The sequence below is a fragment of the Pasteurella canis genome (genome assembly GCF_020810675.1).
Taxonomy (GTDB): Bacteria; Pseudomonadota; Gammaproteobacteria; order Enterobacterales; family Pasteurellaceae; genus Pasteurella; species Pasteurella canis.
In genome coordinates this window covers 687,667-707,379 of the sequence record NZ_CP085871.1, presented here as the reverse complement: position 1 = coordinate 707,379, position 19,713 = coordinate 687,667, and the positions used below count along the sequence as shown (strand labels likewise).

Genomic DNA, 19,713 nt, shown 5'->3' with positions numbered 1-19,713 from the left:
GAAGAAAACAGCCTGTTAAATAACAGGCTGTTCTGCATTAGAGCTTAGTAGAAATTGCTATGACTTACTTATATTTTTTGTGATACTCATTACGAAGATCAAAAAGTTTTTTTGCTGTTGTTTTTGCTGCAGCTAAATTACCTTCTTGTGCAAGCCTTTCTGCTTCATCAATAACAGCAATAAATTCTTTCATCCCTTCTTGATAACCTCTAAAATCTGTATCATTATCAATACTTGATGGTTTTTTATCTGTTGATTGAACCGCTAAATCACGTAATTCTTTTGCTGCTTTTTGGAATGCAGCAAGATCATTTGCATTAGTTAATGCAGATGCTACTCCTTTCATTTGGTTCATTTCAGCACGAACATTTGCATTTGATACTGTTGTAACAGCTAAACCAATAATCGCAACAGAAAGTAATTGCTTTAATTTACTCACTTATTTTCTCCCACAAATTGAAATAAAAAAATAACCAAACCACCAAAATGATTTCAATGGTTTGGTTATTCTAACTAATCTTATTTTATTGTGCCACAAGTTAAACAATATAAATATTGTCCTTTAGGATCATTCATTTTATGTAATAAACCTAATTGTTGTTGTACTTGATAGTACTGATGTGGTAGACCTACACTTGCTGACAAACTTTGTTTTACAAATAATTGCATATTATGTTTTAGATCACGCAACAAACTACTAAACAGACTATCATCTGTTTCTACTAGCCATTCAAGCGCAAACTTTTCAGTTCTTTGGCTTTCATCGAGTGATAGATTTGCAAGTTCAGTCGCTTTAGCAACAGCAATATCAAAATTGCCCACCTCATCAACAAGTTTATGTTTTAATGCTTCTTCACCTAACCAGATACGACCTTGTGCAATATTGTCTACTTGTTCTTTAGATAATCCCCTACCTTTACTCACTAATGATAAGAATCGATCATAGCCATGCTCAATTTCAAGTTGGAATATATCATTCATCTCTGAAGAAAGCGCACTAAAACTGGAGAAGTTACTTAATGGCGAAGTCGATACGCCATCAGCAGAAATCCCGACTTTCTTAATTGTCTTTTCAAAGGTTGGGAACATAGCAAAAATACCAATTGAGCCTGTAATAGTATTTTTATCTGCTACAATATAATCAGCAGTACTTGAAATCCAATATCCACCAGAGGCTGCCATTGATCCCATTGATACAACAACAGGTTTTCCTGCTTGCTGTAAGTTATCTACTTCTTGACGAATTATTTCTGAAGCAAAGGCACTACCACCAGGACTATTAACGCGTAAAATAACAGCTTTTACTTGATCATCATAATAGGCTTGACGTAATAAACGGGCAACACTATCCCCACCAACTTCATGCTCATAACTTTCGCCATCAATAATGGCTCCTTCCACATTGACTACCGCAATTTTATGCTTACCTTCCTCTAGCATACGATCTGGTAATGCAGACAAATATTTATCAAATTCAATTAATTTAATATTTCCCTCTTCATCTTCACCAAATAATTTTGCTAATTTATCATCTATATCCAAACGACTCGCAAGACCCGTGACGAGTTTACGCTGTTGTGTATAAGCTGTATGATTTCCTTTTAAAGCGCTTAACTCTTTTACATAAGTTTTTGCATCAGGTAAAACTAAATCAGGCGTAATTTGACGATTTTCTGCAGCAACTTGTTTATAGTTATTCCACATTTTACTAAGCCATTGTGATAGATCAGCTTTTGCCTCAGGTGACATATCATCACGTAAAAATGGCTCAACGGCCGATTTATAAGTGCCTACTCGAAAAACATTAGCTGTCGCATCTAACATATCCAACATAGACTTGAAATATAAGTTTTCTTGTCGTAATCCTGTAATTTCAACTGCACCTATCGGATTGATGAGAATCTCATCGGCATAACTTGCTAATAGATATTGAGATTGACCAAAGCTGTCTGCAAAAGCAATCACTGGCTTATTACTTATTTTAAATGACTTAATTGCCTTTCCAACATATTCGATGGCAGGTAAATCTGCCCCTTCAAAAAAGTTTAAATCTAAAACTAAGCCTCGGATACGTTCATCTTTCGCAGCATTTTCAATAGTATAAACAACATCAAACGTTGAAATTTGACGTGGGACATGTTGATTATCTAGCTCTTTTAATGCATTTTGCCAAGAAGTACTTTCTTCTCGATTATCTGCCAAATAACCATCTAAATTGAGTAATAATGCACCTTGATCACCCTCTAACAGGGTGTGTTGTGTTTTCGTTACATGGGTAAAAAGACCGACTAATACAGCTAGTAATAAAACAAAACATAAAAAAACAATATTCATAACTAAGTCACGAATAAAATTTAAAATACGCCAACAAAATGTTAGCAAACGTAAAATTTGCATAAAACCTCATCCATTAGAAGATAAAAATTTAATTTGGATAACATATCATAAACTCGACTTGCAATAAACGTTCCTTTAAAAATATGCTAGAATTCACGCGATTTGATATAAGGAGAATCTCATGGATGCGTTACAATTACTTATTAACCGTCGTTCAGAAAAAAAGCTTACGACACCTGCGCCCAATAAAACGCAATTAGAACTCATTTTTCAAGCAGCATTGAATGTGCCTGATCATGGACGTTTACACCCTTATCGCTTTGTTGTTATTGAGGAAGAAGCCTTAAACAAATTTGGTACATTACTAAAAGAAGCAGTATATGAGTTTGAATTAGGTGATGAAAAATTAAAAAAAGCTGAAAATTTAGCACAAAGAGCACCTATGATTATCGCTGTAGTGGCTAAAATAAATAAAGAAGCAAAAGTTCCTGCATGGGAACAAATGTTATGTGCAGCTTGTTCAACCTATGCGATTCAACTAGCAGCAAATGCACAAGGTTTTGCTAATGTATGGATTACAGGTAAATGGGTAGATGGCAATGCTTTACGCCAAGCACTCCACTGTCAAGAAAGCGAAAAAATTATTGCTTTATTAATGATAGGTACAGCAGAAGATAAATTAGAAAGAGAGAAGAGAATACAGGATACGGATGAATTTGTTCAATATTTATCTTGATTAATTAGCTTGTATCATCATATTTATCTCAGGTAGTTTTTTATACTGATAAAAAAAGTGCGGTCATTTTGACCGCACTTTTGTTTTTATTCATTGGAAAAAGCATTAAGCTTCGCCAAGTAATTTTAGCTCACGTGATCTGACTTGTTTTTTCAAAATTGTTAAAAACTTATCAATTGTAAATGTCCCTAAATCAGCACCTTTACGTGTACGTACAGCCACTTTTCCTGCTTCTATCTCTTTATCACCACAAACAAGCATATATGGTACACGACGCAAAGTATGCTCACGAATTTTAAAACCAATTTTTTCATTACGTAGATCAGATTTTACGCGTAATCCTGCATCAGATAATGTTTTCACCACTTGTTGTACATAATCTGATTGTGAGTCAGTAATATTCATTACGACAGCTTGTGTAGGTGCTAACCATGCTGGGAAGAAACCCGCATACTCTTCTGTGATAATACCGATAAAACGTTCAATAGAGCCCAAAATTGCACGGTGAATCATTACCGGTGTGCGACGATCATTATCCTCTGCAACATAAGAGGCATTTAAACGACCTGGTAAGGCGAAGTCTAACTGAATCGTACCACATTGCCACTCACGATCTAAACTGTCACGCAATGCAAACTCGATTTTAGGACCATAAAAAGCGCCTTCTCCTTCTTGAATCTCATATTCAAGCCCATTATGTGCTAATGCAGCAGCAAGACCTGCTTCTGCACGATCCCACATATCATCCGCACCAATACGTTTTTCTGGACGGGTTGACAATTTCACTTGAATATTTTCAAAACCAAAGGTGCTGTAAATGTCATAAACCATTTTGATACAAGCAGTCACTTCACTTTCAATTTGATCTTCAGTACAGAAAATATGTGCATCATCTTGTGTAAAACCACGAACACGCATTAATCCATGTAATGAACCAGATGGTTCGTTACGATGACAAGAACCAAATTCTGCCATTCTAATGGGTAAATCACGGTATGATTTCAAACCTTGGTTGAAGATTTGTACATGCCCTGGACAATTCATTGGTTTGATCGCATATTCACGGTTCTCAGATTGAGTGGTGAACATTAAGTCACCATAATTTTGCCAGTGCCCTGTTTTTTCCCAAAGTACTCGATCCATCATAAATGGACCTTTGACTTCTTGGTAATCATATTCTTTTAACTTAGTACGAACAAACGTTTCCAACTCACGGAAAATCGTCCAACCATCATTATGCCAGAACACCATACCAGGTGCTTCTTCTTGCATATGATATAAATCTAAAGCTTTACCTATTTTACGGTGGTCACGTTTTGCAGCCTCTTCTAAATGTGTTAAATATTCACTTAATTGTTTTTTATCTGCCCATGCTGTACCGTAAATACGTTGTAACATTTTATTTTTGCTATCACCACGCCAGTATGCGCCAGCTACTTTCATTAATTTGAAATGGTGACAAAAACGCATGTTTGGTACATGTGGACCACGACACATATCAATATATTCTTCATGATGATAAAGTGCGGGAGTATCACAACGATCAATATTTTCATCTAAAATCGCCATTTTATATGGCTCACCGCGTTGTTCAAAGGTATCGCGTGCCTCTTGCCAGCTCACGACTTTTTTTACCACATCATAATTGGTTTTAGCCAGCTCAAGCATACGTTTTTCTAATGCATCTAAATCGTCTTGTGTTAAAGAACGGTCTAAATCCACATCATAATAAAAACCATTGTCGATTGTTGGACCAATCGCCATTTTCACATTTGGGAATAATTGCTTAATTGCGTGCCCCAATAAATGTGCACAAGAGTGGCGAATAATTTCTAATCCATCTTCGTCTTTTGCAGTAATAATCTCTAATTTGCTATCATTTGTGATAACGTCACAAGCATCTTTACGCTCGCCATTCACACGCCCAGCAATACAGGCTTTAGCAAGACCTGCACCAATACTTGCTGCAACCTCTAACACAGAAACTGGTTGTTCAAATTGACGCTGTGAACCGTCAGGTAATGTAATAATTGGCATAATATTTCCTTTACAGTGGTAACCCATACGAGAGGTTACTTGTTTTTGTTTTACTCAAAATTATTAAAAATAAACCGCACTTTAGACTCATTCCTACTCTGAATAAGGCAAAAATGCGGTTAGAAAGTGTAACATATTTAATGATTATTGGCGATTTAGAATTTGCTGAATCAGTATAGATCCTCTGAAAATACACATTTTTTTATATTAAAAACAAATAATCATTCACATTTATACTAACTCGTTATAAATTAAAACACTAAGTTCTTTTGTTAATCTAACTAATTTATTTTAGTATATGGATCCAATAAACGTTATTTTCACGACGAGGAGACGCCATGAAACTCACGACAAAACTTTCTTTAATTGCGGCTGGTTTATTTGCTATCAGTACTGTACAAGCCGCCAACAAAACATTCATTAATTGTGTGAGTCGCGCACCGAGTAGTTTCAGTCCCGCATTAGTAATGGAGGGAATTTCATATAATGCAAGCTCACAACAAGTTTATAACCGTTTAATTGAATTTAAGCGTGGTACCACAGATATTGAACCTGCCCTTGCAGAAAGCTGGCAAATTAGTGATGATGGTTTAACCTATACCTTTAATTTACGTAAAGGCGTGAAATTCCATAGTACAAAGGAATATAAACCGACACGTGAATTTAATGCTGACGATGTCCTTTTTTCTTTCCAACGCCAATTAGATAAATCTCATCCTTATCATGCTGTATCTAAAGGAACTTACCCTTACTTTAATGCCATGAAGTTTCCAAAGCTACTCAAAGCAGTAGAGAAAGTGGATGATCACACAGTAAAAATCACTTTAAATAAACCTGATGCTACTTTCTTAGCGAGTTTAGGTATGGATTTTATTTCTATTTATTCAGCAGAATATGCTGATAAAATGCTGAAAGCAGGTACGCCAGAAAAAGTTGATACAACACCAATTGGAACAGGTCCTTTTATCTTTGCAGGATATCAATTGGAACAAAAAATTCGTTTTTTGGCTAACCCTGATTATTGGAAACCGAAAGCTGATATTGATCGCTTAATTTTTGATATCGTGCCTGATGCGGGAACTCGTTACGCTAAATTACAGTCAGGGGCTTGCGATATGATTGATTTCCCAAATATTGCAGATTTAGCCAAAATGAAAGCGGATCCAAAAGTACAATTAATGTCGAAAGAAGGGCTAAATATTGCTTATATCGCATTTAATACTGAAAAGGCGCCTTTTGATAATGTTAAAGTACGTCAGGCGTTAAACTACGCAACTGATAAACAAGCCATTATTGATGTGGTATACCAAGGTGCGGGGGTTATCGCGAAAAATATTCTGCCACCAACAATTTGGAGCTACAATGATGAAATACAAGACTACCCTTTTAACATTGAAAAAGCGAAACAATTATTAGCTGAAGCGGGCTATCCAAATGGGTTTGAAACAGAAATCTGGGTTCAGCCTGTGGTACGTGCTTCTAACCCTAATCCTCGTCGTATGGCTGAAGTAATTCAAAATGACTGGGCAAAAGCAGGAGTAAAAGCAAAATTAGTCAGCTATGAGTGGGGCGATTATATCAAACGAACTAAAGCTGGAGAATTAACAGCTGGTACTTACGGTTGGTCTGGAGATAATGGTGATCCTGATAATTTCTTATCACCGCTGTTAGGCAGTGAAAATATTGGAAATAGTAATTATGCTCGTTGGCGTCATCCTGAATTTGATGCATTATTAAACCAAGCAATTAGCTTATCAAATCAAGATGAACGCGCCGCCCTTTACAAACAAGCACAAGTGATTGCTAAAGAACAAGCACCTTGGATTACTATCGCTCATTCCATCACAAACACAGCTTTGAGCCCAAGGGTAAAAGATTATAAACAAAGCCCATTTGGTTATAGTTATTTTTATGGTACTAAATTAGCAGACTAGCCAAAAATTTTGTAGAAATGACCGCACTTTACTAGGTAAAGTGCGGTTTGTTTTTAACATCTATTTAGCTTAACCCTTGTTTTTAGTCTTCCATCATTTACAGAATCATTTCTGTATATTGTAGAGTAGCTCTTTTGATGAGTAAATTGTAATAATAGGTCGCTATTTTTGTGGCACTGATAATACGATATTAAATTGCTGTCTTTCTATCTGTTCTGGCAGTTGGAAAACAATTTGAGATACATCACCAGTATAATAACGTGTTATTTGAAAATAGCGTTTGTCTTCGTCAACTTCTGGAGGGAAAGGCTGGCGAGCTTGAAAAAAATCTCTGATCTCTTTTTCTGTTTTGATTTTATCCATGTCTACTAAACGATGAACCTCTTTAAAAAGATTGGCTAATTGGCGGTGATATGACTTTTCATCATCAGTTAGTAAAGGATGTATACTTGAACCTATACCCAATAATGCACGCCCATCTTGATAAAAAGCATGCATAATAACAGAACTTACCCTATTTTTAGGCAACCTATATGTCACGGCATTCCCCGTAATTTGAGTGAGGTGAATACTATCAAATTGCGTCTCAATTTTATCAGGCACTTGAGTAATCTTATAAGACTGATAGTGCTGTAAAGGTAAATCAATTTGGAAAGAAACTTGTTTTAATGTTTGATCACTCTCAATCACAACTTGGTCATAAAAGCTATCTTTTGTCGCATAAACAGATTGCTCTATTTCTGACAAATGATGTTGTTCTAATTCTCCCTCAATATTCTTATCTGTAAAAATTTTTGAGGGTGATAAATAGTCAATATTTGTTTCACGAGAGCCATCCATTAACACCATCTCAGTTGGTGTAAAAATAGGGTGTAATTGAGTATTCCGATAAAAGTAATCAGGCTCCAAACCGAGTAACTTAGCTAATTTGTAGCTTTCTTTATGGATATTAAAAAAATAATAAGGATATTTATAATCGATATGACTTTGCTTTTGCATGAAAAATTGATTTATTTCCTCGCTATCTATTTGTTTTTTAGCAGGAAGCACAATGAAATTATGTTCATCTTTAGGATCAAACTTTTTTATTGGCCTGACGGGTTGAATTTCGATTGGGTTAAGCGAATCACTATTCGAAATTTGCGTCATATATTCAAAGGATGATTGTAATCGTGCTAATAAATGTTGCTTATCTTCCATTTTTGCCTGAGCGGATATAGACATACAAAATGATAAATACAATACATAGTTCAATTTTCTTAAAAGACGCATAATCTCTCCTAAAGCATAAAATTAAGTGTATATATACAACAAAAATGTCACTCAAGCACTGATTTATTCCATCTCTTTTAATGAATTTACATTCATTCTGTTATCAATTGACAATAACAAAACATCTTTTCGTTTTTAAAAGAAAAAACACTTTTCTACGATAAAATAGATTAAAACTAGCATTAAAAGTAAAGAACTTTGATATCTATCACAGTAATTTTTCATTAATCTTTTACACTATCAATGAAATATTTTCAATATCGGAGGGTGCTATGTGGAAACATGTTTCTCAAGTATTGGCTGATCAATTCGGTGCCTACTATTCAATTAAACATAAAGAAAAAATTCACACGGGTGAAATGCATGAGGCTTGGATTATTGATGATGGCATCCAACCTGTTTTTGTCAAAGTGAATGATAAAACATTTCGGTCTATGTTCCGTGCTGAAGCTGATCAGCTCACCCTCCTTGCTAAAACAGATACCATAAAAGTGCCTAATGTTTATACTGTAGGCTGTTCACATACACACAGTTTTTTACTATTAGAAGCCTTAAATTTAAATAAAAATAATTCTGCCCAAGCGATGGCTAGATTTGGTGAACAACTTGCTAAATTGCATCTGATTAAAGGTTCAGAAAATTATGGTTTAGATTTTGACACTTGGCTTGGACCAGAATATCAACCAAATGAATGGAAAGATAATTGGGCCAAATTTTTTAGTGAACAACGTATTGGTTGGCAATTACAATTATGCAGAGAAAAGCAATTAGATTTTGGTAATATTGATGTAATAGTTAATAAAGTGGCTGAATTACTCACTAAGCATAAACCAGTTCCTTCACTCTTACACGGTAATTTATGGATTGAAAATTGTGCCAGTGTAAATGATCAAATCGTGACTTACGATCCTGCTTGTTATTGGGGAGACAGAGAATGTGATTTGGCTTTCAGTGAGCTATTTGAGCCTTTCCCGATACAATTTTATGAAAATTATGACCGCACTTATCCCATTGAAGAAGGATATAAAGAGCGTAAAGCAATTTATCAACTCTATTATTTGCTGAATTTTAGTCATCGCTTTCACCGACATTATGTTGAACTCACTAAAAAATTTATTCATGATTTATTAGCAAATTAACTTGATACTCATAAGCAAAAGGCTCTTCGTATGAAGAGCCTTTTATTTATAGCTAGACAAAGTCTAGCTATAAAAACCATACGCTTTGCGTATGGAACAGAAAAGCTTAAGCGGTGAGCAGAACAAAACATCCTCCTATAATGAACAAGGCTGACAACCAAAATTCAACATATAGGAGGATAAGTCATGGCAAGTAAATCCAATGACGATTCAAGTCTATCACACACAAGATGGAACTGTAAGTACCACATAGTCTTTATCCCTAAGTATAGGAGAAAAGCAATTTATGGAAAATTGCGAGTTGATATAGGAGGGATACTAAGACAATTATGTCACTACAAGAATGTAGAGATAATAGAGGCATATGCAATGAAAGATCATATCCATATGCTGTTAAGGATACCTCCAAAACTGGCCGTTTCAAGTTTTATGGGGTATTTAAAAGGTAAGTCATCGCTAATGATATTTGAAAGACATGCAAATTTAAAATATAAGTATGGGAATCGAAATTTTTGGGCGAAAGGCTATTATGTAAGTGCAGTAGGTTTAAATACAAAAATTGTAGAGGAATATATCCGAAATCAGGAAAAGGAAGATATGATTCAGGATAATTTATCGAAGAAAGAATATATGGACCCCTTTAAGGGGTAGGCAACAGAGTTATTGAACGGTTGTCAGACTTCACATGCCCCTTGAGGGGCATGTGAAGTACTAGGCCCTTATAGGGTGGCCTAAAAACCGCCCGTTTTACGGGCGGATTGTTATTCAAAAAACACTTAGTTTATTTTCTATAAAGTGGAGCTGGACCTGTTGTACCTGCTTCCATACCTTGTGTATTTTGTTTTAATGTTGTACCTGAAGCGGTAATTTCTACACGACGGTTAGGGCGTAAACAATCTCTTAATTCAGCACCTTGTACACCGTCACAAGCTTTTACTTGCTGTGCTTTACCATAACCTACAGCATGGATGTTCGCATCAACACCTTGCTCAATTAAGCGTGCTTTAACACGATCTGCACGGCGTTGAGAAAGTTTTAAGTTATATGACTCTGAACCTAAACGGTCTGTATAACCAGCAACTTTCACTTCTTTTGCTGAAGATGATTTTAATTGTGCAGCTACACTATCAACGACTTCTTTACCTTTTTCAGTTAATGCATCTTTATTAAAATCAAATAAGAAATCGCCACTTAAACTAAACGCTGAATTACCATTACAACCATTTGGATACCAGAAGAAGCTTTGTGCATTCATGTTTTTATCAAATAGGATTTTGTATTGGCAAACTTTGTGTACACCATTTTCACGATAATTAAACACATAGTCCCATTCACGAACGCCATAAAGTCCTTCAGCAAAGTGTGGACGACCAATTAAGTTATAAAGTTCATCTTTATTCATACCACGTTCAATCATACGAACATTATCCCAGTTTGGCCAAGAACCAAATTGGCTACCATCGTGATTGAATACTGACTCATCAATTTTTGGCCAAACCAAATTATCTGATGTGCCTTCATCAGTTATCTTACTTAAGTTACCACACGCAACTAATGTTGTTGCAGCAACAGCGGTTAATAAAAAACGTGATAATTTCATATGTGTTACCTTAGTTCCTTTCATTGTTGGAAATCGTCATTCTCATAATCACAGCAAATAAGTTTAGGGAGTGACTCTTAATAAAACTTCTCTTTTTTACCTTTAGCTTTTCACGGAATAACTAGAGATATTGAAATTGTTCAAAATTCGACTCAATATAGTAAGTCGTATTATTCACAAAGTAAACTAATAAATCTCTAATATTTCACAACATTTAGTCAAGTAATGTAAAGCTGGTTAAGCTAAAGTAATGCAATGTGAAGTGCGATTAAAGTAATGTACTATCATTTCGTTTTAACCAGCGCAATAAAACATTTTCTACACTTTCTTCTGCTTGCTTACCAAATTTTTGCATGAGTGATTTTTTAATTGAATATTTTACAGATAATACTGTTTTATCTTTCATCGCCTCTAAGATTAATTCATCACTTGTTGCAATATGATCAATTAAATTCAGTGCGAGAGCCTGTTCACCAAACCAATGTTCTCCTGTGGCTACTTTATTAATATCTAAGTTTGGTCTATTTGTTAAAACAAATTGTTTAAAAAGTTGATGGGTTTCTTCGAGTTCTTGTTGAAATTTTTGTTTACCTTTTTCAGTATTTTCACCTAACATTGTTATAGTGCGCTTATATTCTCCAGCTGTCATCACATCTACATCCACATCATGCTTTTTCAAAAAACGATGGATATTCGGGATTTGTGCAACGACACCAACAGAACCTATAATGGCAAAAGGAGCAGCAACAATTTTATCGGCAACACAAGCCATCATATAACCACCACTTGCAGCGACTTTATCGACCGCGACAGTAAGTTTAATTCCGTGTTGTTTTAAGCGAGCTAATTGTGATGAGGCTAAACCATAACCGTGGACAACACCACCAGGACTTTCTAAGCGTAACAATACTTCATCTTCTGGCTTAGCTGCACCAATAATTGCACTAATTTCCTCACGTAATGCTTTCGTTTCTGACGCCATAATATCACCAGTAAACGTTAAAACATATAAATGAGGTTTACGTTCTATATCGATCTCTTTTTCTTTTTTACGTTTTGCTTTTTCTATTTTTGCTTTTTCTTTATCTGCCTTTTTCTGTGCTTTTTCGACTTGTTTAAGTGCATCTTCGCTTAAATGAAAATCACGTAATTTCTTTGTATTATCATTGTAATCCTGTGATAGATCCGTAATGAGTAATTCCCCTTGTGCTTTCGCTTTGTGCTGTTTTAAAACAAAAATCATAAATCCAATACCAGCAATAACTAATAAAATTGTTAAAATTTCCAATATAAATACGGCATAACCTGCGGCAATTTCAGACCACATAAGATTCCCTCTTAATGTAAATAAGTAAAATAAGAGAATTTATAATAGCGAGTTCACAATAAAGTGCAATTTATATCATCATTATTTACTTTTTATTGATAATTTTTTTCTAAAAATACTATTTATTTCGAAATAATAAAGCATATAATGACATTCCTTTATATTCCATTACAGCAAAAAGGATATTTATCATATGAAAAATGTATTAGTGTTAAAATCAAGTATTTTAGCTGGCTACTCTCAAAGTAACCAACTTTCAGATTATTTTGTTTCAAAATTAAACGATGTTAATGTCATTGAGCGCGATATCGCAGCAAAAACATTACCTTACTTTGATGGTGTTGCAGTTAACGCATTAAGAGGTCAGCCAAATACAGATGAAGACAAAGCACTTTTAGCACTTTCTGATGAATTAGTTGCTGAATTAAAAAATGCTGATGTGATTGTATTCAACGCACCAATGTATAACTTCAATATTCCTGCACAGCTAAAAAGCTACTTTGATTTCATCGCTCGTCCAGGTGTAACTTTCCAATACAGCTCAAATGGCCCAGAAGGTCTTGTAAAAGGTAAAAAAGCAATTGTTATCACTACAACAGGTGGTATGCACAAAGGTCAAGCAACAGATATCGTTGCCTCTTATATGAAAATTATGTTAGGTTTTGTTGGTATCACAGATGTTCAATTTGTTTACGCAGAAGGTTTTGGTCTAGGCGAAGAAGCAGTTACTAAAGCACAAACTCAAGCAAAAGCAGAACTTGATCAAATCGCAAGTACATTCTAATTTTTAAAGGCAGTATTAAAAGCTGCCTTTTCTTTTACCCCATCCTAATCTCCTCCACTATAACGTATTTATTCGGCTATTTATATTATTGCTCATTACACCAAGCTTTATCTTATCGACCTTATTTAGTTTAACTTTGTACGATTTTTAGTAATTTAGGTCCACTAATGAATCCTACAAAACCGAAAAGATCACTTTTAGGCGCGTATTCGCTTGAATTAATTAAAGCCTATGCATAACAGTAGCTTACTTACCACATCAACATACGGTTATTGTACATGATATAGACTGAGATGAAGTCACTTGTATGTTAAAATACAAGCAGCTGAGGTTAAAGAAAGATAGATTGAATATTGTCGCTTATATCAAGTAGGCATGAAAGATGTAAAAAAAATTGCTATGATGTTCTAACGTATTTTAGTAAATGAAATTATAGGAGGAACAATGCAAAAAATCGCATTAGTAACAGGTGCCAGTGCAGGATTTGGTTCGGCTATTTGTCGTACATTAGTTGAACATGGTTATAAAGTAATTGGTACCGCTCGACGTGCCGATCGTCTGACTGAACTTCATCGTGAATTAGGTGAAGATTTTTACCCACTTGCTTTTGATGTATCTGATCTACAAGCAACAGAACAGGCACTACAAAGCTTACCTCAAGCATGGCAACATATTGATTTACTAGTAAACAATGCAGGATTAGCATTAGGGCTAGAACGCGCGGATCAAGTTGATTTAGCGGATTGGGAACAGATGATTAACACTAATGTGAAAGGGTTAGTCACGATGACACGTTTAATTCTCCCTAAAATGGTGGAACGTAACACAGGCCATATTATCAATATGGGATCAATCGCTGGAACTTATCCTTACCCTGGTGGCAATGTGTATGGAGCAACAAAAGCCTTTGTAAAACAATTTAGTTTAAATTTACGCGCAGACTTAATTGGAACTGCTATTCGTGTTACTAACATTGAACCTGGACTGTGTGGTGGTACAGAATTTTCACATGTTCGTTTTAAAGGTGATGAACAACGTGTAGAAAAATTATATGAGAATGTCGAATTTATTCGTGCTGAAGATATCGCAAATATTGTTCTTTGGGCGAATCAACAACCAGCTCATGTTAATATTAACCGTATTGAAGTCATGCCTGTTGCCCAAAGCAGTGCGGCGCTACAAGTAGCCAGAAAACAATAATCCCTACCTTATTACACCTCATAGAAGATTTATTTAGTTTGTGTTTGTAAAAATAAGCTGAATAAATCTTCTTTTCAAAAAACACTTGCCTTTTTATTTATGTACTAGTTTAATAGTTCTTGTTAATTATTATAAATATAGGAATGTTATTTATGTCAGACACATTACTTAATCCTTATTTTGGGGAATTTGGCGGGATGTATGTCCCTGAACTTCTAGTACCAGTATTAAAAGAACTTGAAAAAGCTTTTATCGAGGCACAACAAGATTCAGAATTTCAACAAGAGCTATTCGATTTATTACACAATTATGCGGGACGTCCTACTGCATTAACTCTATGCCGTAACCTCACTCAAGGCACTAAAACGAAATTATATTTAAAACGGGAAGATCTATTACATGGCGGCGCACATAAAACTAATCAAGTTTTAGGACAAATTCTATTAGCAAAACGTATGGGGAAAACACGCATTATTGCAGAAACAGGTGCTGGTCAACATGGTGTAGCAACCGCCCTTGCCTGTGCGATGTTAAATATACCTTGCCAAATTTACATGGGAGCAAAAGATGTAGAACGCCAATCCCCTAATGTCTTCCGTATGCGTTTAATGGGAGCAAAAGTGATACCTGTAACTAAAGGAGTGGCTTCGTTAAAAGATGCTTGTTGTGAGGCAATGCGTGACTGGGCTGAAAATTATCAAAATACCCATTATTTATTAGGAACAGCAGCGGGTCCCCACCCTTTTCCAACAATTGTGCGCGAATTTCAAAAAATTATTGGTGAAGAAACAAAACGTCAGTTATTAGCAAAAGAAGGGCGCCTACCTGATGCGGTGATTGCTGCTGTAGGCGGTGGTTCTAATGCAATCGGCATTTTTACTGATTTCATTGAAGAAAAACAAGTAAAATTAATTGGTATTGAACCCGCAGGGAAAGGAATTTCAACAGGTCAACATGGTGCACCACTGCGCCATGGTCGAACAGGTATTTACTTCGGTATGAAAGCCCCTCTCATGCAAACCCCAGATGGACAGATTGAAGAGTCTTATTCTATTTCTGCAGGTTTAGATTTCCCTTCTGTTGGACCGCAACATGCACATCTTTATTCAACAGGTCGTGCCGAATATGAGTCAATTACTGATGATGAAGCACTTGAAGCCTTTCAAGCCCTTGCACGTCATGAAGGAATTATTCCTGCATTAGAAAGTTCACATGCTCTTGCTTATGCATTAAAACTAATCCGGCAATCCCCTGAAAAAGAACAGTTATTAGTAGTAAATTTATCTGGTCGTGGTGATAAAGATATTTTTACTGTAGACAAAATTTTAGCTGAAAAGGAGTTTTCTCATGAGCCGTTTTAATCAGTTATTTCATCAGTTAAGCATGAAAAATGAGGGTGCTTTTATTCCTTTTGTCACACTTTGTGATCCAAACTTCGATCGCTCTTTTGATATCATTTGTACTTTAATTGAAAGCGGTGCAGATGCATTAAAAGTATGTTTTCCTTTTTCTGATCCGTTATTAGATGCTCCTATCATTCAAGCAGCAAATAAACGCGCTCTTGAAGCGGGTTGTAGCAGTAAAGAAAGTTTTGCCTTATTAGCTAAAGTGCGGTCTAAATTTCCAGACATTCCTATTGGCTTATTGCTATGTGCAAATCTCGTCTATGCACAAGGGATTGAATGCTTTTATCAACGTTGTGCAGAAGCTGGTGTAGATGCAGTACTCATTGTCGATGTACCTTTATTCGCTTATCGAGAGTTTACGCCTTCGGCAGAGAAATATAGTATTCAGCAAGTTTTTATTTGTCCGCCTAATGCTGATGAGAAAACTATCCAACAAGTGGCTAAATATAGTCAAGGCTATACATATCTAATTTCTCGAGCAGATGTAACTAGTGCGAACAATCAAGACAAAGCGAAAAGTTTAGATAACCTTGTTGAACGTTTAAAAGCCAACCATGCACCACCTATTTTACAAGGGGTTGATATTTCTCAACCAGAACAAGTTCGAGAAACGATTCAATCAGGCATTACTGGCGTGATATCTGACTCTGCTATTGTTAAAATTATTGAACAGTATTTAACACAGCCAGAACAAGGTCTTATCGCATTAGCTGAATTTGTTAAAAAAATGAAAAAAGCCACCGCACTTTAAACTATATAAAAAAGCCCAATCAATCATGATCGGGCTTTTTTATTAAAATTGTTGTGTAACACTAAATTTAACATTTCGTCCTAAACCAGATGCGAGTTCACCTAGATATGGATGATAAGAACGGTTAAATAAATTATCAACAGTGACTTTAAAATTGAGACCTTTTAATCTTGAAGGACTCCAAGAGGCAAATACACCATGTAAACTATAACCTTTTGAAGAAGGTAGCGACCAGTATACTGCTTTAGGATCACCTGCAATTGGCGATCTATCTTGTCTTCTAACAAATTCAGCTCTCCATCCTGCAGTCAAATAATAATGAGGTATATTGAAACCTAAAGTGACTGTCGCTTTTCTTGCTGGTATTTCAGCGATCCATGTTTTTGTTTTACCCCATGGATTTCTAGGCGAAGTATCACGTCGTCCTTTTACATAAGAATAAGTCGCACTACCAAAGAGATATTTTGATTGATAGTAGGCTTCTAGCTCTGCACCCTGAATAACATAACCAGGTAAGTTACGGTAATTACTAATAATTCCAGAACAAACATTATTATCAACATCTAAAGCATTTTCTACACAATTTACACCTCGTGTTTTAAAGATCTCATTTTTACCCCGATTATAAAAATATGTTGCTCGGAATTGTAATGAATCATCTTTTAAAATAGTATCGTCAAAACTAAAAACGCCTCCTATTCTAGTTTGGTTTATCGTTTCTTTATCTAAATTTAGAGATGTGGCTGTTACTGAGGCTAAAGAATATTGAGTTTCATATTGTTCATCAACCACAGGCGCACGCCAAGTACGGCTATAATTAGCAAATAAATTCAAATACGTTGTCACATCATAATTTAGCCCTAAATAATAAGACCAGCCACTATAGTTTCTCTGACTATAGTCATGTCCAACAGACTTATCGTTATAAACAGGAGCAATATTTGCTTTACCGATATTATTAATATGATCGTAACGCAATCCTGCTGTAAATAAGATATCTTGCCATTTCATTTGATCTTGTAAATACAATGCTTGAGTATATTGGCGACCAGATGGCATATAAGAAGGTTGGAAATAGCCATAGTTATATTTAGGATTTTTAGCACCTGCTTTATGATATATTAATGTATCTCTTTTACTTTTTATCCATTGCAAACCAAGTAAAAATTCGTGATCAACATTATGTGTAGTAAACGTACTTGTATTATTGACATCTATGCTCATATCTGAGTAAGTAATCCAACTCTTATTCCCTAACGTACCTAAAAAAGAAGAAGCTGCTTTTTCATGACGAGAATCATTTTGTGTTGTTTTACTATAACTTAATTGAGCCGCTAAATTAATCCATTGACTACTTTCAGGGAAATAACGGTACTGTAAAGTGTAACTTTCATCTTTTTGATCTCGATAAACAAGTTTTCTTTTCCAAGCAATATCTAATCCATATTTTCTTATTTCTTCAACCGTTGGTTTTGAAGAAATATCTCTTTTAGCAGCCCAAGGTTCCCAACCAGAATGAGAACCATAAGCTCCAGAAAAGGTCAATAAATGTTCAGGAGAAATAGCCCAATTTGCTTTTACTAAAGCACTTTTTTGGTTATTACGCGAAAAGAGAATTTTACTTCCGTCTGGTCTTGTGTAGTTACCCGCATTGCGTACTGAACCAAATAGTAATAAATCAAGATTACGTTGTTCATTTTGTAAAAATAATCCGCCACTATAAGTTTTCTGATTATTATTACTATTATTTCCATATTTAAATAAACCACCAATTTTTTGATTATCACTTAAAAAATCAGACGCATTTTTAGTTTCAAATTTCACTGTGCCAGCAAACCCACCATTACCATATCGTGGGGAATAATTTCCTTTATCTACAGTCACTTTATTTAATAATTCTGGCTCAATAAACACTGAGCCTTGTTGATATTTCTCAAAGCTCTTCGTCGCACCATCTAATTGAACTCGTACATCTTCAGCATCGCCCATTCCATTAATGTTTAATGTTTGTCCACCTGGACGAAATCCACCTGCCATATTAACACCAGGTAAAATATTAATTAAATCAGCTGCATTATCTGATTGTTGTTGATCAATATTTTTCTGCTTCAATACTGAGCGACCTGCTGTTTTATTTTCTTCATCAGAAGAAACGATGATAGGTAATAGTTGTTCTGTAGAAGATTCGGTTTTTGCAAAAGCGGCATTGGCATTGATGTAACTTATTGATAATAAGAATAAGGTTAAATGTCCTTTTTTGAATTGCTTTCTCATTTTCCATCCTTAATTATTAATGATAATTGTTTTTATTTTAATCAAGGGTTAAAATTTTAAATAGATTAGAATAAAAATCAATATTTTTATTAGTTATTTGTTTCTTTTCAACATTTACCTCATTTCAATTTGTAAGATATACTAACGCTCTGTTTCTGCTGTATAGGAAAAATGAATGAAAAAAATTGAACAACTTTTTGCTAATAACTATAGTTGGGCTTTACGTATGAAAGAGGAAAACTCCTCTTATTTTAAAGAATTAGCCGATCATCAAACGCCTAGTTATCTCTGGATTGGCTGCTCTGATAGTCGTGTTCCTGCAGAAAAATTAACCAATTTAGGGCCTGGGGAACTATTTGTTCATCGTAATGTGGCAAATCAAGTTATTCATACTGATCTCAATTGCCTTTCTGTAGTGCAATATGCAGTGGATGTATTAAATATTGAGCATATTATTATTTGTGGGCACACTAATTGTGGTGGGATAAAAGCCGCAATAGCAGACCAAGATTTGGGCTTAATTAATAATTGGTTACTTCATCTTCGCGATATTTGGTATAAACATAGCCATCTACTCGGTAACTTATCGCCAGAAAATCGTGCGGATATGTTGACACGTATTAATGTCGCAGAACAAGTTTATAATTTAGGTCGTTCTTCAATTATCAAATCTGCTTGGAAAAATGGCAAAAAATTGTCTCTGCATGGCTGGGTTTATGATGTAAATGACGGTTTTTTAATCGATCAAGGTGTTATGGCAACTAGTCGAGAAACTTTAGAAATCTCTTATCGCAATGCTATTGCACGTTTGTTAAAACTTAATGAAGATGAAATTATAAAAAAAGAATATGAGGAAGAATGATAAAAAAACAGCATCTATTTTTAAGATGCTGTTTTTAATTAAATAACCTGATAA

17 protein-coding genes are annotated in these 19,713 nt (G+C 35.0%); 10 read left to right on the top strand and 7 right to left on the bottom strand.

Going from position 1 to position 19,713, the window contains the following annotated elements:
• Nucleotides 1-64 precede the first annotated feature (64 nt).
• Complete coding sequence (locus K7G93_RS03375) at nucleotides 65-439, bottom strand: cytochrome b562 (RefSeq protein WP_226690466.1); 375 nt, start codon at nucleotides 437-439, stop codon at nucleotides 65-67.
• Nucleotides 440-519: 80 nt separating this feature from the next.
• The gene (sppA, locus tag K7G93_RS03370) at nucleotides 520-2,397 is read right to left on the bottom strand and encodes a signal peptide peptidase SppA (RefSeq protein WP_226690467.1); all 1,878 of its coding nucleotides are present in this window, start codon (nucleotides 2,395-2,397) and stop codon (nucleotides 520-522) included.
• A 121-nt stretch (nucleotides 2,398-2,518) separates the two neighbouring features.
• Between sppA and K7G93_RS03365 the strand changes: the two genes are divergently transcribed.
• Nucleotides 2,519-3,073 carry an NAD(P)H nitroreductase gene (locus K7G93_RS03365; protein WP_049214447.1) on the top strand — a complete coding sequence of 185 codons (555 nt, stop codon included), beginning with the start codon at nucleotides 2,519-2,521 and terminating at the stop codon, nucleotides 3,071-3,073.
• Nucleotides 3,074-3,178: 105 nt separating this feature from the next.
• On the opposite strand, the gene thrS is transcribed toward K7G93_RS03365, so the two are convergent.
• Entirely contained in the window at nucleotides 3,179-5,110 is a 1,932-nt protein-coding gene (thrS, locus tag K7G93_RS03360) for a threonine--tRNA ligase (RefSeq protein ID WP_228400479.1), read from the bottom strand.
• Nucleotides 5,111-5,448: 338 nt separating this feature from the next.
• On the opposite strand from thrS, the gene K7G93_RS03355 reads away from it, so the two are divergent.
• Entirely contained in the window at nucleotides 5,449-7,044 is a 1,596-nt protein-coding gene (locus tag K7G93_RS03355) for an ABC transporter substrate-binding protein (protein WP_049214449.1), read from the top strand.
• A gap of 162 nt (nucleotides 7,045-7,206) precedes the next feature.
• Here the strand turns inward: K7G93_RS03355 and K7G93_RS03350 are convergent, their stop codons facing one another.
• Complete coding sequence (locus K7G93_RS03350; protein ID WP_228400478.1) at nucleotides 7,207-8,316, bottom strand: hypothetical protein; 1,110 nt, start codon at nucleotides 8,314-8,316, stop codon at nucleotides 7,207-7,209.
• A 272-nt stretch (nucleotides 8,317-8,588) separates the two neighbouring features.
• On the opposite strand from K7G93_RS03350, the gene K7G93_RS03345 reads away from it, so the two are divergent.
• Together K7G93_RS03345 and tnpA are read left to right on the top strand one after the other, a co-directional pair.
• Nucleotides 8,589-9,455 carry a fructosamine kinase family protein gene (locus K7G93_RS03345; RefSeq protein ID WP_049214451.1) on the top strand — a complete coding sequence of 289 codons (867 nt, stop codon included), beginning with the start codon at nucleotides 8,589-8,591 and terminating at the stop codon, nucleotides 9,453-9,455.
• Between the two features lie 186 nt (nucleotides 9,456-9,641).
• Nucleotides 9,642-10,106, top strand: a complete 465-nt coding sequence (tnpA, locus tag K7G93_RS03340; protein ID WP_228400326.1) for an IS200/IS605 family transposase — start codon at nucleotides 9,642-9,644, stop codon at nucleotides 10,104-10,106.
• A gap of 130 nt (nucleotides 10,107-10,236) precedes the next feature.
• On the opposite strand, the gene K7G93_RS03335 is transcribed toward tnpA, so the two are convergent.
• Both K7G93_RS03335 and sohB read right to left on the bottom strand, forming a co-directional pair.
• On the bottom strand, nucleotides 10,237-11,055 hold the full coding sequence (locus K7G93_RS03335; RefSeq protein WP_115322695.1) for an OmpA family protein: 819 nt from the start codon (nucleotides 11,053-11,055) through the stop codon (nucleotides 10,237-10,239).
• Between the two features lie 268 nt (nucleotides 11,056-11,323).
• Entirely contained in the window at nucleotides 11,324-12,382 is a 1,059-nt protein-coding gene (sohB, locus tag K7G93_RS03330) for a protease SohB (protein WP_226690791.1), read from the bottom strand.
• Nucleotides 12,383-12,575: 193 nt separating this feature from the next.
• Between sohB and K7G93_RS03325 the strand changes: the two genes are divergently transcribed.
• From K7G93_RS03325 to trpA, 5 genes are all read left to right on the top strand, one after another.
• Nucleotides 12,576-13,166, top strand: a complete 591-nt coding sequence (locus K7G93_RS03325; protein ID WP_049214454.1) for an FMN-dependent NADH-azoreductase — start codon at nucleotides 12,576-12,578, stop codon at nucleotides 13,164-13,166.
• A 143-nt stretch (nucleotides 13,167-13,309) separates the two neighbouring features.
• Nucleotides 13,310-13,405 carry a hypothetical protein gene (locus tag K7G93_RS03320; RefSeq protein WP_224743428.1) on the top strand — a complete coding sequence of 32 codons (96 nt, stop codon included), beginning with the start codon at nucleotides 13,310-13,312 and terminating at the stop codon, nucleotides 13,403-13,405.
• 205 nt (nucleotides 13,406-13,610) lie between these two features.
• A complete protein-coding gene (locus tag K7G93_RS03315; protein WP_226690792.1) occupies nucleotides 13,611-14,366 on the top strand; it encodes an SDR family oxidoreductase in 756 nt (251 codons plus the stop codon).
• Between the two features lie 152 nt (nucleotides 14,367-14,518).
• Nucleotides 14,519-15,727: a tryptophan synthase subunit beta gene (gene trpB, locus K7G93_RS03310; protein WP_228400477.1), complete on the top strand. Its 1,209-nt coding sequence runs from the start codon at nucleotides 14,519-14,521 to the stop codon at nucleotides 15,725-15,727.
• Nucleotides 15,714-16,523 (top strand): tryptophan synthase subunit alpha, encoded by an 810-nt coding sequence (gene trpA, locus K7G93_RS03305; RefSeq protein WP_228400476.1) that lies wholly within the window; start codon nucleotides 15,714-15,716, stop codon nucleotides 16,521-16,523. The genes trpB and trpA overlap by 14 nt, the downstream gene beginning before the upstream one ends.
• Before the next feature lie 42 nt (nucleotides 16,524-16,565).
• Here trpA and K7G93_RS03300 read toward each other — a convergent pair whose 3' ends face one another.
• Nucleotides 16,566-18,797, bottom strand: coding sequence for a TonB-dependent hemoglobin/transferrin/lactoferrin family receptor (locus K7G93_RS03300; RefSeq protein WP_228400475.1), 2,232 nt, complete (start codon nucleotides 18,795-18,797; stop codon nucleotides 16,566-16,568).
• Between the two features lie 175 nt (nucleotides 18,798-18,972).
• Between K7G93_RS03300 and can the strand changes: the two genes are divergently transcribed.
• Nucleotides 18,973-19,659, top strand: coding sequence for a carbonate dehydratase (gene can / locus K7G93_RS03295; RefSeq protein ID WP_115322702.1), 687 nt, complete (start codon nucleotides 18,973-18,975; stop codon nucleotides 19,657-19,659).
• Nucleotides 19,660-19,713 lie beyond the last annotated feature (54 nt).

What these genes read in the sequence shown, in the direction of transcription:
- K7G93_RS03300 (WP_228400475.1), bottom strand. Translation starts at nt 18,797, where the DNA reads ATGAGAAAGCAATTCAAAAAAGGACATTTAACCTTATTCTTATTATCA.
- K7G93_RS03315 (WP_226690792.1), top strand. Translation starts at nt 13,611, where the DNA reads ATGCAAAAAATCGCATTAGTAACAGGTGCCAGTGCAGGATTTGGTTCG.
- tnpA (WP_228400326.1), top strand. Translation starts at nt 9,642, where the DNA reads ATGGCAAGTAAATCCAATGACGATTCAAGTCTATCACACACAAGATGG.
- thrS (WP_228400479.1), bottom strand. Translation starts at nt 5,110, where the DNA reads ATGCCAATTATTACATTACCTGACGGTTCACAGCGTCAATTTGAACAA.
- trpB (WP_228400477.1), top strand. Translation starts at nt 14,519, where the DNA reads ATGTCAGACACATTACTTAATCCTTATTTTGGGGAATTTGGCGGGATG.
- K7G93_RS03355 (WP_049214449.1), top strand. Translation starts at nt 5,449, where the DNA reads ATGAAACTCACGACAAAACTTTCTTTAATTGCGGCTGGTTTATTTGCT.
- can (WP_115322702.1), top strand. Translation starts at nt 18,973, where the DNA reads ATGAAAAAAATTGAACAACTTTTTGCTAATAACTATAGTTGGGCTTTA.
- K7G93_RS03325 (WP_049214454.1), top strand. Translation starts at nt 12,576, where the DNA reads ATGAAAAATGTATTAGTGTTAAAATCAAGTATTTTAGCTGGCTACTCT.
- K7G93_RS03345 (WP_049214451.1), top strand. Translation starts at nt 8,589, where the DNA reads ATGTGGAAACATGTTTCTCAAGTATTGGCTGATCAATTCGGTGCCTAC.
- sohB (WP_226690791.1), bottom strand. Translation starts at nt 12,382, where the DNA reads ATGTGGTCTGAAATTGCCGCAGGTTATGCCGTATTTATATTGGAAATT.
- K7G93_RS03365 (WP_049214447.1), top strand. Translation starts at nt 2,519, where the DNA reads ATGGATGCGTTACAATTACTTATTAACCGTCGTTCAGAAAAAAAGCTT.
- trpA (WP_228400476.1), top strand. Translation starts at nt 15,714, where the DNA reads ATGAGCCGTTTTAATCAGTTATTTCATCAGTTAAGCATGAAAAATGAG.
- K7G93_RS03350 (WP_228400478.1), bottom strand. Translation starts at nt 8,316, where the DNA reads ATGCGTCTTTTAAGAAAATTGAACTATGTATTGTATTTATCATTTTGT.
- K7G93_RS03335 (WP_115322695.1), bottom strand. Translation starts at nt 11,055, where the DNA reads ATGAAATTATCACGTTTTTTATTAACCGCTGTTGCTGCAACAACATTA.
- sppA (WP_226690467.1), bottom strand. Translation starts at nt 2,397, where the DNA reads ATGCAAATTTTACGTTTGCTAACATTTTGTTGGCGTATTTTAAATTTT.